This is a genomic window from Actinomycetospora lutea, assembly GCF_028737205.1.
In the GTDB taxonomy this organism is placed as follows: domain Bacteria; phylum Actinomycetota; class Actinomycetes; order Mycobacteriales; family Pseudonocardiaceae; genus Actinomycetospora; species Actinomycetospora lutea.
In genome coordinates, this window is record NZ_JAQZAL010000014.1 from 42,296 (window position 1) to 57,265 (window position 14,970).

At 73.6% G+C, this 14,970-nt stretch carries 11 protein-coding genes and 1 riboswitch; of the genes, 10 read left to right on the plus strand and 1 reads right to left on the minus strand.

The window, feature by feature from the left end; genetic code table 11:
• The first annotated feature begins 3 nt into the window (after positions 1–3).
• From manA to PHK61_RS16520, 3 genes are all read left to right on the plus strand, one after another.
• On the plus strand, positions 4–1,218 hold the full coding sequence (gene manA / locus PHK61_RS16510) for a mannose-6-phosphate isomerase, class I (RefSeq protein WP_274282089.1): 1,215 nt from the start codon (positions 4–6) through the stop codon (positions 1,216–1,218).
• Between the two features lie 83 nt (positions 1,219–1,301).
• A complete protein-coding gene (locus tag PHK61_RS16515) occupies positions 1,302–2,252 on the plus strand; it encodes a cation diffusion facilitator family transporter (protein WP_274282090.1) in 951 nt (316 codons plus the stop codon).
• Positions 2,253–2,409: 157 nt separating this feature from the next.
• Positions 2,410–3,960: an amino acid permease gene (locus PHK61_RS16520; protein WP_274282091.1), complete on the plus strand. Its 1,551-nt coding sequence runs from the start codon at positions 2,410–2,412 to the stop codon at positions 3,958–3,960.
• Between the two features lie 58 nt (positions 3,961–4,018).
• Here the strand turns inward: PHK61_RS16520 and PHK61_RS16525 are convergent, their stop codons facing one another.
• Positions 4,019–5,653 carry a long-chain fatty acid--CoA ligase gene (locus tag PHK61_RS16525; protein ID WP_274282092.1) on the minus strand — a complete coding sequence of 545 codons (1,635 nt, stop codon included), beginning with the start codon at positions 5,651–5,653 and terminating at the stop codon, positions 4,019–4,021.
• Positions 5,654–5,921: 268 nt separating this feature from the next.
• A riboswitch (S-adenosyl-L-homocysteine riboswitch) is annotated at positions 5,922–6,004 on the plus strand.
• Positions 6,005–6,131: 127 nt separating this feature from the next.
• Here PHK61_RS16525 and ahcY point away from each other — a divergent pair.
• The 7 genes from ahcY (at position 6,132) to hpf (ending at position 14,870) form a co-directional block, all read left to right on the plus strand.
• Positions 6,132–7,616 carry an adenosylhomocysteinase gene (ahcY, locus tag PHK61_RS16530; RefSeq protein WP_274282093.1) on the plus strand — a complete coding sequence of 495 codons (1,485 nt, stop codon included), beginning with the start codon at positions 6,132–6,134 and terminating at the stop codon, positions 7,614–7,616.
• A 335-nt stretch (positions 7,617–7,951) separates the two neighbouring features.
• Complete coding sequence (locus tag PHK61_RS16535) at positions 7,952–8,668, plus strand: dTMP kinase (RefSeq protein WP_274282094.1); 717 nt, start codon at positions 7,952–7,954, stop codon at positions 8,666–8,668.
• Positions 8,665–9,342 (plus strand): MtrAB system response regulator MtrA, encoded by a 678-nt coding sequence (mtrA, locus tag PHK61_RS16540; RefSeq protein ID WP_274282095.1) that lies wholly within the window; start codon positions 8,665–8,667, stop codon positions 9,340–9,342. Before PHK61_RS16535 ends, mtrA begins: the two co-directional genes overlap by 4 nt.
• Before the next feature lie 16 nt (positions 9,343–9,358).
• A complete protein-coding gene (gene mtrB / locus PHK61_RS16545) occupies positions 9,359–11,248 on the plus strand; it encodes an MtrAB system histidine kinase MtrB (protein WP_274282096.1) in 1,890 nt (629 codons plus the stop codon).
• Positions 11,245–13,059 carry an LpqB family beta-propeller domain-containing protein gene (locus PHK61_RS16550; RefSeq protein WP_274282097.1) on the plus strand — a complete coding sequence of 605 codons (1,815 nt, stop codon included), beginning with the start codon at positions 11,245–11,247 and terminating at the stop codon, positions 13,057–13,059. The genes mtrB and PHK61_RS16550 overlap by 4 nt, the downstream gene beginning before the upstream one ends.
• Before the next feature lie 116 nt (positions 13,060–13,175).
• Complete coding sequence (locus tag PHK61_RS16555; RefSeq protein WP_274282098.1) at positions 13,176–14,015, plus strand: ComF family protein; 840 nt, start codon at positions 13,176–13,178, stop codon at positions 14,013–14,015.
• 162 nt (positions 14,016–14,177) lie between these two features.
• Positions 14,178–14,870, plus strand: coding sequence for a ribosome hibernation-promoting factor, HPF/YfiA family (gene hpf / locus PHK61_RS16560; protein ID WP_274282099.1), 693 nt, complete (start codon positions 14,178–14,180; stop codon positions 14,868–14,870).
• The last annotated feature ends 100 nt before the right edge of the window (positions 14,871–14,970 follow it).

A 14,970-nucleotide genomic window follows, 5' to 3' on the forward strand; every position in this document is an offset into this window, starting at 1 on the left:
CACGTGGAGGTCCTCAGGGGCAGCGTGCGCACGTACGCGTGGGGCTCCCGGACACACCTCGCCGAGCTGCTCGGTGGGGAGGTCCCGTCGCCGCACCCGCAGGCCGAGCTCTGGCTCGGTGCGCACCGCGACGAGCCCTCGCAGCTCACGGGCGAGCACGCCCGGTCGCTGACCGACGCCCTGCGCGACGACCCGGCGGGCACGCTCGGGCCGTCGCGCCGGCAGCGCTGGTCGGACCGGCTGCCCTACCTGCTCAAGGTGCTCGCCGCCGAGGAGCCGCTGAGCCTGCAGGCGCACCCGTCGGCCGAGCAGGCCGCGGCGGGCTACGCGCGCGAGGAGGCGGCGGGCGTGCCGCGCACGGCCGCGGACCGGAACTACCCGGACCCGCTGCCGAAGCCCGAGCTGCTCTGCGCGCTCACCGAGTTCCACGCCCTGGCGGGGTTCCGCGAGCCGGCCGAGACCGTGCGGCTGCTGCGCGCCCTCGACGTGCGCGCGCTCGACCACCACACCGAGCTGCTCGCCGCGCAGCCCGACGCCGACGGCCTGCGCGCGCTGTTCACCACCTGGATCACGCTGCCGCAGCGCGCCGTCGACGAGCTGGTGCCCGCCCTGCTCGACGGCTGCGTTGCCCACGCCCGCGAGCGCGGCGAGTTCACCACCGAGGCCCGCACGCTGCTCGACCTCGGCGAGCGCTACCCCGGCGACGCCGGGGTCCTCGCCGCGCTGCTGCTCAACCGCGTCGCCCTCGCGCCCGGCCAGTGCCTCTACCAGCCCGCGGGCTCGCCCCACTCGTACCTGGCGGGGGCAGCCGTCGAGCTCATGGCCAACTCCGACAACGTCCTGCGCTGCGGGCTGACCCCGAAGCACGTCGACGTCCCCGAGCTGCTCCGCGTGCTCGACTTCTCGCCCGGCGCCCCGACGCTGCTGTCCGGGGAGGGGGCGGGGCCGGTCCGGCGGTTCTCGCCGTCGGAGTTCTTCAGCCTCGCCCGCTGCGCGTTCGACGGCGCCGAGGACGAGGCCGACCTCGGCATCGAGGGCCCCCGGATCGTGATCACCGTCGAGGGCGCGGTGCGTCTGCGCTCGGCGCGCGGCCAGAGCCAGGAGGTCCCGCGCGGCACCGCCGCCTGGGTGCCGGCGTGCGACGGGCCGGTCACGGTCGCCCCGGTCGGCGGCCCGGCCCTGGCGTTCGCCGCCGCGGACGGGTTGGGCGCCGGGTAGCGGAGCGGGCGCGGGCGTTAGATTCGGGTCGGCGGATTTCACCCCGCCCTCACATCTGCCCGGTTCGTACCCTGGAGGGCTCCGTGTCCGCATCCGGAGGCGGCAAGGCGATCGTCGCCGCGCTGGCGGCCAACGCCGGCATCGCCGTGGCCAAGTTCGTCGGCTTCGCCGTCACGGGCTCGTCGTCGATGCTCGCCGAGGGGGTCCACTCGGTCGCCGACACCGGCAACCAGGGCCTGCTCCTGCTGGGGCGCAAGCGCGCCAAGCGGGCCGCGACACCCGAGCACCCGTTCGGTTTCGGCCGTGACCGGTTCTTCTACTCGTTCGTCGTCGCGCTCCTGCTGTTCAGCCTCGGCTCGGTGTTCGCGATCTACGAGGGCATCCACAAGCTCTCGTCGCCCGAGGAGCTGACCTCCCCGATCGTCGCGGTGGTCATCCTCGTCGTGGCGATCGTCCTCGAGGGGTTCAGCTTCCGCACCGCGGTGCACGAGTCCCGCGAGCTCAAGGGCGACGCCACCTGGTGGGGGTTCATCCGGCAGTCGGTGAACCCGGAGCTGCCGGTCGTGCTGCTCGAGGACACCGGCGCGCTGATCGGCCTCATCCTCGCCCTGGGCGGCGTCGGCCTCTCCACGCTGACCGGCGAGCCGGTGTGGGACGCGGTGGGCACCATCTGCATCGGTGTGCTGCTCGGCGTCATCGCGGTCATCCTCATCGTCGAGACGAAGAGCCTGCTCATCGGCGAGGGGGCCGGCGCGCCGCTGGTCCGGACGATCACCGGCGCGCTCGTCGGCGGCCCCGTCGAGCGGGTCATCCACCTGCGCACCCAGTACCTCGGGCCCGAGGAGCTGCTGGTCGCCGCGAAGATCGCGGTGTCGTCGTCGCTGTCGACCGAGGTGGTGGCCGAGGCGATCGACAACGCGGAGGCCCGCCTGCGCGCGGCCGTCCCCGAGGCCCGGCTGGTGTACCTCGAGCCCGACCTCGACCGCAGCGACGCCGGACCGGTCGACGAGGCGCTCGACCCCTCGCCCCGCTGATCTCCACCGACCGGACGCCGGCGCACGTCCGGTCGGCGCACCGACGTGAACACGCCGTCACGGTTCTGGCCGTCTCCGTACTGATCGGGGCCGTACCCGGGCGTAGGGTCCCGCCCGACCCTCGTTCCCGCCACGGTTGGACCCTGGAGGACCGCGCATGACGTCGACCCAACAAGGCGGGCTCTTTCGGACCAAGTCCGTCGAACAGTCGATCGCCGACACCGACGAGCCCGGCAGCAAGCTCCGGCGCGAGCTCGGCGCCATCGACCTGACGATCTTCGGCGTCGCGGTCCTCATCGGCGCCGGTATCTTCACGATCACGGCGCGCGTGGCCGGCGACATCACCGGTCCGGCCATCGCGATCTCGTTCGTGATCGCCGCGATCGCCTGCGGCTTCGCGGGCCTCTGCTACGCCGAGTTCGCCTCGACGGTGCCGGTGGCCGGCAGCGCCTACACGTTCTCCTACGCGACCTTCGGCGAGTTCATCGCCTGGATCATCGGCTGGGACCTCATCCTCGAGTACGCCCTCGGCGCGGCCGTGGTCTCGAAGAGCTGGGCGCAGTACCTGGGCGAGCTGTTCGGCGGCAGCAGCTCCGCCGCCTCGATCGAGCTCGGCGCGGTGACCTTCGACTGGGGCGCCGTCCTCGTCATCGGTGCCCTCACGGTCGTCCTCGTGCTCGGCATCAAGCTCTCGAGCCGGGTCAGCGCGATCATCACCTCGATCAAGGTGCTCGTCGTCCTGCTCGTCATCGTGGTCGGGCTGTTCTACATCCAGGCGCAGAACTACACCCCGTTCATCCCGCCGCCCGGGGGCGAGCGCCAGAGCGGGGGCGGCGCCGACGCGTCGCTGCTGTCGCTGATCGCGGGCAGCGAGGGCTCGACCTTCGGCATCTACGGCCTGCTCGCCGGCGCCTCGCTGGTGTTCTTCGCGTTCATCGGCTTCGACGCGGTGTCCACCACCGCCGAGGAGACCCGCAACCCGCAGAAGGACCTGCCCCGCGGGATCCTCGGCTCGCTCGGCGTCGTCACCATCCTCTACGTGGCCACCTCCCTCGTGCTGGTGGGCATGGTCAACTACACCCAGCTCGCCACCCCGCCCGGCAGCGAGGACAGCGCCACGCTGGCCACGGCGTTCTCGCTCGTCGGGGCGGACTGGGCCTCCACGGTGATCTCCATCGGCGCCCTCGCCGGGCTCACCACGGTCGTCATGGTGCTCATGCTCGGCCAGAGCAGGGTGTTCTACGCGATGAGCCGCGACGGCCTGCTCCCGCGCAAGCTCGCCCAGACCGGCTCCCGCGGCACGCCGGTGACGATCACGATCATCATCGGCGGGCTCTGCGCCGTGCTCGCTGGCTTCTTCCCGATCGACGAGCTCGAGTCGATGGTCAACATCGGCACCCTGTTCGCGTTCGTGCTCGTCGCGGTCGGCACCGTCTACCTGCGGCGCCGCCGCCCGGACCTGCCGCGCAGCTTCACCGTCAAGGCGCTGCCGCTCGTGGCCACCCTCGCGGTGCTCAGCTGCCTGTGGCTGATGATCAACCTGACCGTCGAGACCTGGATCCGGTTCATCGTCTGGATGGTGCTGGGCGTGCTCATCTACTTCGCCTACTCGCGCCGCAACTCCGTGCTCGGCAAGCGCGAGCGGGGCGAGGAGGGGTCGGTGACCAACCCGGGCGGCCCGTCGGCGCCGCCGACCCAGCCGCAGTAGGCGCACGCGAGGAGGGCCGGCCCGTCCACCGACGGACCGGCCCTCCTCCCGTGTCCCGTCAGGCCTTCGCGGGCGCCTGGTGGCCGGCGAACTTCTCGCGCAGCGTCTTCTTCGAGAACTTGCCCGTCGAGGTCTTGGGCACCTCGTCGATGAAGACGACGTCGTCGGGCACCTGCCACTTCGCGACGCGGGTCGCGATGTGCTCGAGCACCGCCTCGCGGGTGAGCTCGACGCCCTGCTTCGGCACGACACAGGCGAGCGGGCGCTCCGACCACTTCTCGTCGGGGATGGCGATGACCGCGGCCTCGGCGACGCCCTCCATCGACATGATCTCGTTCTCGAGGTCGACCGACGAGATCCACTCACCGCCGGACTTGACGAGGTCCTTGGTGCGGTCGACGAGCTTGACGTAGCCGTAGCGGTCGATCACCGCCACGTCGCCGGTCTTGAGCCAGCCGTCCTCGGTGAACTGCTTGCCGCCGTCCTCGTTGCGGTAGTACGAGGACGCGATCCACGGCCCGGCGGCCTGGAGCTCGCCGGAGGTCTCGCCGTCCCAGGGCAGGACCTCGCCGGAGTCGGGGTCGCAGATGCGCAGGTCGACCAGCGGCGAGGGCGTGCCCGCCGTGGCGCGCACGTCGGCGAGCTCGTCGTCGGAGAGGCCGTCGTGGACGCTCTTGAGCACCCCGGTGGTGGCGATCGGGCTGGTCTCGGTCATGCCCCAGGCCTGCGTGATCGGCAGGCCGATCTTCTGGCGCCACGCCTCGGACAGCGACTTCGGCACCGCCGACCCGCCGCAGAGCAGCAGGCGCAGGTCAGGCAGGTCGCCCTCGGAGAGCTCGGGCAGGACGCCCATCCAGATGGTCGGGACGCCCGCCGTGACGGTGATCTTCTGGTCGCGCAGGATGCCGGCGATCGCCTTGGGGGTCATGTTCGGCCCGGGGAAGACGATCGAGGAGCCCGCGAACACCGCCGCGTACGGCGTACCCCAGGCGTTCGCGTGGAACATCGGCACGATCGGCAGCAGGACGTCGCGCTCGACGAGGCCCGCGACGTCGGCCATCAGCACGGCGATCGAGTGCAGCACCGAGCTGCGGTGCGAGTAGACGACGCCCTTCGGGTTGCCGGTGGTGCCCGACGTGTAGCACATCGCCGCGGCCTGGTTCTCGTCCGTGATCTCGAAGCGGCCCTCGAACGGCTCGACGGAGTCGAGCAGCTCGTCGTAGCGCAGGACGCGCTCGTCGTCGGGGATCTCGGTGTCCGCGCCGTCGTCGATGACGATCACCTTGCGGACCGTGGTCATCTCGTCGACGTGCGGCCAGAACTGCGGCAGCAGCGAGCGGTCGACGAAGACGACCTCGTCCTCGGCGTGGTTGGCGATGTAGATCAGCTGCTCGGTGAACAGCCGGATGTTCAGCGTGTGGAGCACGCGGCCGCTGCACGGCACCGCGAAGTAGAGCTCGAGGTGCGCCGGGCTGTTCCAGCAGAAGGTCCCGACCCGGCCCTCGGCCGAGACCCCGAGGGAGTCGAGGGCCGCCGCGGCCCGCCGGACCCGCTGGGCCCAGGCCCCGTAGTCGGTCCGGTGCACCGTGCCGCCCGCCCCGACGCCGACGATCGGCTTGTGGGCGAACAGCTGCTCGGCGCGGTGGAACACGTGCGGCAGGGCGAGCGGGTAGTCCTGCATCTGTCCGAGCACGTCCGTGGCCTCCTGTATGACCGGGTGTGTCTGTGGTTCCGGTCACGCATCCTACGGTCCGGGGTGGAGGATCACCCCCTCGTCGGCGTCCCGGGGAGCCCGGTGTGATCCGGCCGACGCGCTCCGTGGTGACCCGGAGCGGACCTGCGCGGACGGCTCACCGGATGCATGCGTCCGGCCCCGGGCGGGGCGCGTCCCGGTTGACCGTCCATGGGGCCTGTGCTGGACTTCTCCCACGGCATCGATCGCACACCTCGTGCGAACGGAAGCTGTCGAGTGGCGCTGCAACGGGCCGGTCCGGTCCGCCACGCTCGGCAGTGGTCCGCACCATCGCAAGGGCGCCTGGATGGTGGTGGACCGTGCTCTCAGTCCCGTGACCTCCCGGCGTGTCCCGTCCGCCGGTCGAGGACACCGCCCCCGGGCACGGGCGAGGCCGCACGGTCCGTCGCCGCCGACACACCCGAGAAGACGAGGAGTCATGACGAACGCAGTGGGCACCGCCAACGAGAAGTACGCCGAGAAGAACGGCATCGACTTCGCCGTGGCCGACCTCGGCGAGGCCGACTTCGGCCGCCGCGAGATCCGGCTCGCCGAGCACGAGATGCCCGGCCTGATGGCCCTGCGCCGCGAGTACTCCGAGGCCAAGCCGCTGCACGGCGCCCGGATCTCCGGCTCGCTGCACATGACGGTGCAGACCGCCGTCCTCATCGAGACGCTGGTCGAGCTGGGCGCGGAGGTCCGCTGGGCCTCCTGCAACATCTTCTCCACCCAGGACCACGCGGCCGCCGCGGTCGTCGTCGGCCCCCACGGCACTCCCGAGGAGCCCAAGGGCATCTCCTGCTTCGCCTGGAAGGGCGAGACGCTGGAGGAGTACTGGTGGTGCGCCGAGCAGATGCTCGCGTGGAAGGACGCCGAGACCCGCGGCCCGAACATGATCCTGGACGACGGTGGCGACGCCACCATGCTCGTCCACAAGGGCGTCGAGTTCGAGAAGGCCGGCGTCGTCCCGAGCGTCACCGCCGAGGACCCGGCCGAGTACCAGGTCGTGCTCGCGACGCTGCGCCGCAGCCTCGAGGAGGACCCGCAGCACTGGACGAAGGTCGCGTCGGGCATCAAGGGCGTCACCGAGGAGACCACGACGGGCGTGCACCGCCTGTACGAGTTCTTCAACGAGGACAAGCTGCTCTTCCCGGCGATCAACGTCAACGACTCGGTCACCAAGTCGAAGTTCGACAACAAGTACGGCTGCCGCCACTCGCTCATCGACGGCATCAACCGCGCCGTCGACGTGCTGATCTCGGGCAAGAAGGCCGTCGTCGCCGGCTTCGGTGACGTGGGCAAGGGCTCGGCCGAGTCGCTGCGCGGCCAGGGCGCCCGCGTCACGGTCACCGAGACCGACCCGATCTGCGCGCTCCAGGCGCTCATGGAGGGCTACGACGTCAACACCCTCGAGAACGTCATCGAGGAGGCCGACATCGTCATCACGACGACCGGCAACAAGGACATCGTCACCCTCGACCACATGAAGCGGATGAAGCACCAGGCGATCCTGGGCAACATCGGCCACTTCGACAACGAGATCCAGGTCGAGAAGCTCGAGAAGTCGGGCGCCACGCGGATCAACATCAAGCCGCAGGTCGACGAGTGGAAGTTCGACGACGGCCACTCGATCATCCTGCTGTCCGAGGGCCGCCTGCTGAACCTCGGCAACGCGACCGGGCACCCGAGCTTCGTCATGTCGAACTCGTTCGCCAACCAGACGATCGCCCAGATCGAGATCTGGACCAAGCCGGACGAGTACCCGATCGGCGTCTACCGCCTGCCCAAGCACCTGGACGAGAAGGTCGCGAAGGTCCACGTCGAGGCGCTCGGCGCGGAGCTGACCAAGCTCACCAAGGAGCAGGCCGAGTACATCGGCGTCGACGTCGAGGGCCCGTACAAGCCGGAGCACTACCGCTACTGAGGCAGCGCGCGCTGTCGCGGCGCGTCCGACCTGACCGAAGGGCCCCTTCGCTCGAACCATGCCGAGCGAAGGGGCCCTCCGCTCGACACGGCCGGGCCGTGGAGATCAGGAGTGCGCTGGACGCCCCGGGGAGCGCCACGAGGTGCATGACGCACTCCTGATCTCCGTGCTCACCGGAGCGGGCGCCGCCACCGACCCTGCGGGTGTGCCGGCGACGGGCGCCCCTCGCCCGTCCACTCGCGCGACGGGGCCCTTCGCTCAGGACCCACGGGCCCGCCGCATAGGGTTCCGTCGTGGGTGGGACGGCGTGGGTGTGATCGCGTGGGTGTGATGGCGTGGGCGTGATGGTGGCCGTCGAGGGGCTCGACGGTGCGGGCAAGGCGACGCTGGTCGCCGCGCTCGCCGACGCCGCCGCCCGCCGCGGCGCCAGCGTCAGCACGCACGCGTTCCCCCGCTACGACGCCGACGTCCACGCCGGCCTGGCGGGCGAGGCGCTGCACGGCGCGCACGGCGACCTGCGCTCCTCGGTGCACGCGATGGCCGTGCTGTTCGCGCTCGACCGGGCGGGCGCCGCCGACGAGCTGCGCGCCGCCCGCGCGGCACACGACCTCGTCCTCGTCGACCGCTACGTCGCCTCCAACGCCGCCTACGGGGCGGCGCGGCGGGAGCAGGACGCCGACGGGGAGTTCGTGGCCTGGGTGCACGACCTCGAGATCGCGCGGCTCGGGGTGCCGGCCCCGGACGCCCAGGTGCTCGTCCGCGTGCCGGGGGAGGTGGCCGCCCGGCGGGTCCGCGAGCGCGCCGCGGCCGACCCGTCGCGCACCCCCGACGGTTACGAGTCCGACGCGGCGCTGCAGGCCCGGTGCGCGGATCTGTACGACCAGCTCGTCGCGCGGACATGGCTCGCGCCCTGGTCGGTCGTGGGTGCCGACGAGGGGCAGGCGGCGCTCACCCGAACGGCTGAGTCAATCGTCGCAGAACGCCTCGGGACCGAAAGGTCCGGCGATATCGCCTCCGGATCGTCGGTGAGAAGTGACACCATTGAGACATGACCTCGCGGATCCTCGTGGTGGACGACGACGCCTCGCTGGCGGAGATGCTGACGATCGTCCTCGAGGGCGAGGGCTTCGAGACGACCGTCGTGAACGACGGCCCCGGTGCGCTGCCGGCCCTGCGCGAGAGCGCGCCGGATCTCGTCCTGCTCGACCTCATGCTCCCGGGGATGAACGGCATCGACGTCTGCCGGGCGATCCGCGCGGAGTCCGGGGTCCCGGTCGTGATGCTGACGGCCAAGACCGACACCGTGGACGTGGTGCTCGGGCTGGAGTCCGGCGCGGACGACTACGTAGTCAAGCCGTTCAAGCCCAAGGAGCTCGTCGCGCGCATCCGGGCGCGGCTGCGGCAGTTCCCCTCCGAGCCCGCGGAGCAGATGCAGATCGGCGACGTCACGATCGACGTCCCGGCCCACCAGGTGCGCCGCGACGGGCGCACCATCCCGCTGACGCCGCTGGAGTTCGACCTTCTGGTGGCGCTGGCCCGCAAGCCGCGCCAGGTGTTCACCCGCGAGGTGCTGCTCGAGCAGGTCTGGGGCTACCGGCACGCGGCGGACACCCGGCTGGTCAACGTCCACGTCCAGCGGCTGCGCTCGAAGGTCGAGGTCGACCCGGAGCACCCCGAGGTCGTGCTGACCGTGCGCGGGGTGGGGTACAAGGCCGGGCCGCCCTGATCCAGGAGGTGCGGGCATGGCGGGCCTGCTGACCGGGCTGCGCCGCCGCCTCGACCGGTTCGTGGCCGAGCGCGTCGGCCAGGTCCGCGTGCTCTGGCGCCGCTCGATGCAGCTACGGGTGGTGCTCTCGACCCTGGCGATGTCGATCGTCGTGGTCACCGTGCTCGGCCTCGTGCTGCAGACCCAGATCGCCGACCGGCTCGTCCAGGGCAAGGAGCAGGCCGCGCTCATCCAGGCCGACATCTCCCGCCAGGCCCTCGAGCGCGACCTCGCCCGCATCGACCCCGACCGCGACGGCGCCCAGGCGGTGCTCGACGACGTCCTCGACCGGCTGTCCACCAGCGGCCAGGACGCCGGCTCGAACGGCCTGACGCGCGGCAGCGACCCCGTGAGCGACGCCGGCGCGTTCGACGCGGTGCTCATCGCCGGCTCGGACACGCTCGGGGCGGTCCCGGGCACGCTGCCCACCGTGCCGGGCGGCACGACGGGCGAGATCAGCGCGGGCCCGGCCCAGGTCATCCCGCCCCAGCTGCGGGCGTCGGTGCTCCAGGGCTTCCTCGCCACGAAGTACCTCACGGTGGCCTCGTCGGGGCAGGCGGCGCCGGTGCCGACGCTGGTGGTCGGCCAGCCCGTGCGCACCGCCGGGCGCAACCTGCAGCTCTACCTGCTCTTCCCGCTCTCGGCGGAGCAGCGCACGCTCGCGCTCGTCCAGAGCACGCTCGCGCTCGCGGCCGGGGTGCTGCTCGTGCTGCTCGCGGGCATCTCGTCGGTGGTGACGCGCCAGGTCGTGCGCCCGGTGCGCCAGGCCGCCGACGTCGCCGAACGGTTCGCCGACGGCCACCTCGACGAGCGCATGCCCGTGCACGGCGACGACGAGGTCGCCCGGCTCGCGGAGTCGTACAACGAGATGGCGGCGAGCATCCAGTCGCAGATCCGCCAGCTGGAGGAGTTCGGGGCGCTGCAGCGCCGGTTCACCTCCGACGTCAGCCACGAGCTGCGCACCCCGCTGACCACCGTGCGGATGGCCGCCGAGGTGCTGCACGCGCAGGTCGACCCCTCCGAGGTCACCGCGGCCCGCTCGGCGCAGCTGCTCGTCGACGAGCTCGACCGGTTCGAGACGCTGCTCTCCGACCTCCTCGAGATCAGCCGCCTCGACGCCGGCATGGCCGAGCTGGGCCTCGAGCTCGTCGACGTCGCCGCGGTGGTGCGCCGCGCGGCCGAGACCGTCCGGCACCTCGTCGACGACACCGCGACGCCCCTGCTGCTCGACCTGGGCGACGACGAGGAGCCCGTGCTCGCCGAGGTCGACCCCCGGCGCGTGGAGCGCATCCTGCGCAACCTGCTGGCCAACGCCATCGACCACGGCGAGAGCCGGCCGATCGAGGTGCGCCTCGCCGCCGGCGAGGGCGCGCTCGCGGTGGTGGTGCGCGACCACGGGATCGGCCTCAAGCCCGGCGAGGCGGGCCTGGTGTTCAACCGGTTCTGGCGCGCCGACCCGTCGCGCCAGCGCCGCAGCGGCGGCACCGGGCTCGGGCTCGCGATCAGCCTCGAGGACGCCCGGCTGCACGGCGGCTGGCTGCAGGCGTGGGGCGAGGTCGACCGGGGCGCGGTGTTCCGGCTGACGCTGCCGCTGCGCCACGGCGAGCGCCTGCGCACCAGCCCCCTGCCGCTGCTGCCCGTGGCCGCCGCGCCGGCCGCCGCCGAGCCCGGCATCCACGACGCCGCGCCCACCACCGGCACCGCGCTGCCGCCGATGGACGCCGACGAGGCCGACGGCGGCGCCGAGGACCACGGCCGCGACCTGCGCGACGAGCACGACGACCTCGACGAGATCGACGACCTGGACGCCGTGACCTTCCCCGAGCCCTCCCCGCCGTCCGACCCGGGCACGTCGGTGGCGCGGTGAGGCGCACGCTCCTCGCCCTGGCCCTGCTGCTGGCGCTCGCGGCGGGCTGCGCGTCCGTGCCCGGGTCGTCGGACGTCACCGTCCTGCGCCGGGTGGGCGACGCGGCCGAGCCGACCGCCCCGCCGGGACCCGCCCGCGACGCCGGTCCGCTCGAGACCGTGCGCGGCTGGGTGCTCGCGTCGGGGTCGACCGCGGAGCGCCACCAGGCCGCGCGCGCCTTCCTCACGCCCGCCGCGGCGGGGACCTGGGACGACGGCGCCGCGCCGGTCGTCGTCAACGACCAGGTGGACACGGTGTTCACCGACCGCCCGGCCCCGGTGGGCCAGTCCTCGGTGCGCATCCGGGCCACCGCGCTGGGCGTCCTCACCCCGGAGGGCGTGTTCGTCGCCGGCGTGCGCCCGGTGGAGGTCGACGTGGGCCTCACCGAGCAGAACGGCCAGTGGCGCATCTCCTCGCTGCCGACGGGCACGATCGTGCGGCGCTCGGACCTGCGCGCGAACACCCGCCCGGTGCGCACCTGGTTCCTCGACACCCGGCGCGCCGGGCCCGTGTCCGACCCGCGCTACCTGGCGACGAGCCCGGCGCGGTCGGTGCCGACGCGCACGCTGCAGTACCTGCTCGCCGGGCCGTCGGCGTCGCTGGCCGGCGCGGCGGTGAGCTCGCTGCCGGTGGGCACTTCGCTGCGCTCGGACGTCACGCTCACCGCCGAGGGCACGGCCGTGGTCGACCTGTCGCGCACCGGCCCGCTCGACGACCCGCGCCGCCGCGAGATCGCCCAGCAGGTGACGCTGACGCTCGCGGGCATCGGGGTCGCGCAGGTGCGCCTGCTGGTCGACGGCGAGCCGCTGCTCCCGGGCACCCCCGAGATCGCCGTCGCCGACACCCTCGCGGGGCTGCCCCCCGAGGTCGCCCGGCGCCCGGACCTGCCGGTGGACCCGGTGGTCGGCGGCCCCGGCGACGCCGAGGTGCCGGTGCTGGTGGCCGACGGCGGGGCGCTGCGCCTGCTCTCGGGCGAGCCCGCGGGCGGCCCGGCCGGGCGGGGTGCCTACCGCGCCGTGTCGGCGTCGGCGAGCTTCGAGGGCGACGTGGCCGTGGTCGCCGAGGACACCCCGACCGGCGACCCGATGGCGCGCCGGGCACGGCTGCTCACCGGCGCCGGGGGCTCCGAGCTCGCCGTCAGCGGGATCGAGGGTCGCTCGCTGTCCCGGCCCACGTGGACCCCGGACGGTGCCGAGGTCTGGTCGGTGCAGGACGGCACCACCGTCGTGCGGGCCGTGCGCCAGGGTCCCGGCGGCGCGGTACGGCCCGTCGGGGTCGACGCCGCCGCCCTGGCCGCCGCGGGCGTCACCGCGTCGCCGGGGGCGGTGGGGCCGGTGTCGGCGGCGCGCATCTCGCCGGACGGGTCCCGGATCGCGCTCGTGTCCGGGGGCCACGTGCTGGTGGCGGCGATCGCCCGCGACGGCGCCGGCGGCGCCCGGCTCGGGTCGGTCACCGAGCTGCGGCCCGAGGCGCTCGACCAGGTTCTCGACGTCGGCTGGACGCGCACCGACCAGCTCGTCGTCGTCGGCAACCGCGCCGACCGGCCCGTCACCCTCGCCTCGGTCGACGGCCTGGACGTCGAGTCCCTCTCGACGACGAACCTGACACCGCCGGTCACCGCCGTGGCCGCCCGGCCCGGACGCCCGCTGGTCGTGTCCGACCAGGGCGGCACCTGGACCCTGCCCCTCGACGGCGGGAGCACCGCCGGCGGCGACGTGTGGCAGTCGGTGCCGGGCTTCGGCGCGGGCACGGTGCCCGCGTACCCGGGCTGACGCCCGTCCTGGTCCGCCCGTCCTGGTCCGACCGCCGTCCCCATCCGCCGGATGCGTCCCCGGGTCCGGAGCGTGCTGCTTGGTGCCCGGCGCGGCGCGGGCCGAGGCTGGTCGGTGTGCCCACGACCCTGGGGGACGCGTTCCTCGCCCTCGCCGATCTCGTGCTGCCCGCGCCGTGCGCCGGGTGCGGGCGCGACGGCGAGCGCTGGTGCGCGGCGTGCCGCGACCGGTGGCGGAGCCCCGCGCTGCTCGACGTGCCCGGACTGCCGCCGGTGCTCGCGCTGGCCCCCTACGCCGGCAGTCCCCGCGAGGTCCTGCTGGGCTACAAGGAGCGCGGCCGCCGCGAGCTCGCGCGACCGCTCGCCGGGCTCGTCGCCGAGGCGCTGCGCGCCGGGGCGGTGCCGCCCGCCGCGATCGTGCCCGCGCCGTCGCGGCCGGCGGCGGCGCGGGCCCGGGGCGGTGACCACGTGCTGCGCCTCGCGCGGGCGGTGGTGGCGGGGCGGTCGGGCGGGACCGCCCCCGCCGGCGCGCCGAGCTCCGCGCCGCCGCCCCTCCCGTGCGTGTCCCGCGCGCTGGCCTTGGGGCGCGGCGCCGCGGACGCCGTCGGGCTGGACGCCGCGGCCCGCGCCGACAACCTCGCCCGCCACCTGCGGCTGCGGCCCCGCGGGCTGCCGCCACCGGGCTGCGCGGTGGCCCTGCTCGACGACGTGCTGACCACCGGGGCGACGGCCCGCGCCGCGACGAGCCTGCTCGCGGCGGCGGGACGGCCGGTCGACGTGGTCGTGGTGCTCACCGTCGCCGACCCGCGCACCCGCCGGACGCGCACCCCGCTGCGGCCGGGTGGGGGAGCGCGGGATCGCCGGGTGATCACCCACCCGGACCTCGGCACGGCGGGTGGGCCACCCGCGCGGGTGTCGTCCGGACGCTCCTCTCCGGACAGATCGGACCTTCCCTGAGAACGGGAGTTGTCACTACGGTGACGCCTCACATCCTGAGTCGGTGAACGACAGGAGGCGCGAACGCAGTTTCGACGCGGTCCCGGTCCCGGCGAGGCATGCCGATCCGATCCCTCCCCGACGAGCGGGCCGCGCACCGTACCCCCAGACCGGGAGGTCGTCTTGGAGATCGTTGTCTGCGGACGGAACGTCGAGGTCCCGCAACACTTCCGCGAGCACACGGCAGACAAATTGGGCCGTCTCGAACGTTACGACCACAAGATCGTCCGAATGGAGGTCCAGCTCTCCCACGAGCCGAACCCCCGTCGATCCAAGAACTGCCAGCGCGTGGAGATCACCGGTCGCGGACGCGGCCCCGTGGTGCGCGGAGAAGGATGCTCGGCCGACTTCTACTGCGCGATGGACCAGGCCGTCGCGCGCCTCGAGGCCCGCATGCGGCGCGCGCACGACCGCCGCCGCGTGAGCCACGGGCGGCGCGTGCCGACCTCGGTGGCGCAGGCCACGGGCGGTCTGTCCGCCCAGGAGGCCGCCCTCGCCTCGTCCGCCACGACGGCCACCGAGCTGCTCGACCGCGAGGCTCCCGAGGGGAGCGAGGGCTGGGACATCGATGTCCCGGCCGCCCGCACCCCGGTCGACGACGCCTCCGCGACGGGCGAGGACGTCGACCCGTACCAGCCCGGACAGGTGGTGCGAACCAAGGAGCACCACGCGATCCCGATGACCGTCGACGACGCGCTCTCCCAGATGGAGCTCGTCGGGCACGACTTCTTCCTGTTCTCCGACAAGGACACGGGCCGCCCGAGCGTGGTGTACCGCCGCCACGGCTACGCCTACGGCGTCATCGCCCTGGTCTGACCCTCTCCCTCAGCGGGTCCACACCGGGTCCGCCTCGACACCGCACCGGCCGGGCCCGTTCCCCGAACGCCTACGATGGGGAACGGGCCCGTGCCGTCGT

Coding starts and splice junctions, on each gene's coding strand:
- mtrA (WP_274282095.1), top strand. CDS start 8,665: ATGACCTCGCGGATCCTCGTGGTGGACGACGACGCCTCGCTGGCGGAG.
- ahcY (WP_274282093.1), top strand. CDS start 6,132: ATGACGAACGCAGTGGGCACCGCCAACGAGAAGTACGCCGAGAAGAAC.
- mtrB (WP_274282096.1), top strand. CDS start 9,359: ATGGCGGGCCTGCTGACCGGGCTGCGCCGCCGCCTCGACCGGTTCGTG.
- PHK61_RS16520 (WP_274282091.1), top strand. CDS start 2,410: ATGACGTCGACCCAACAAGGCGGGCTCTTTCGGACCAAGTCCGTCGAA.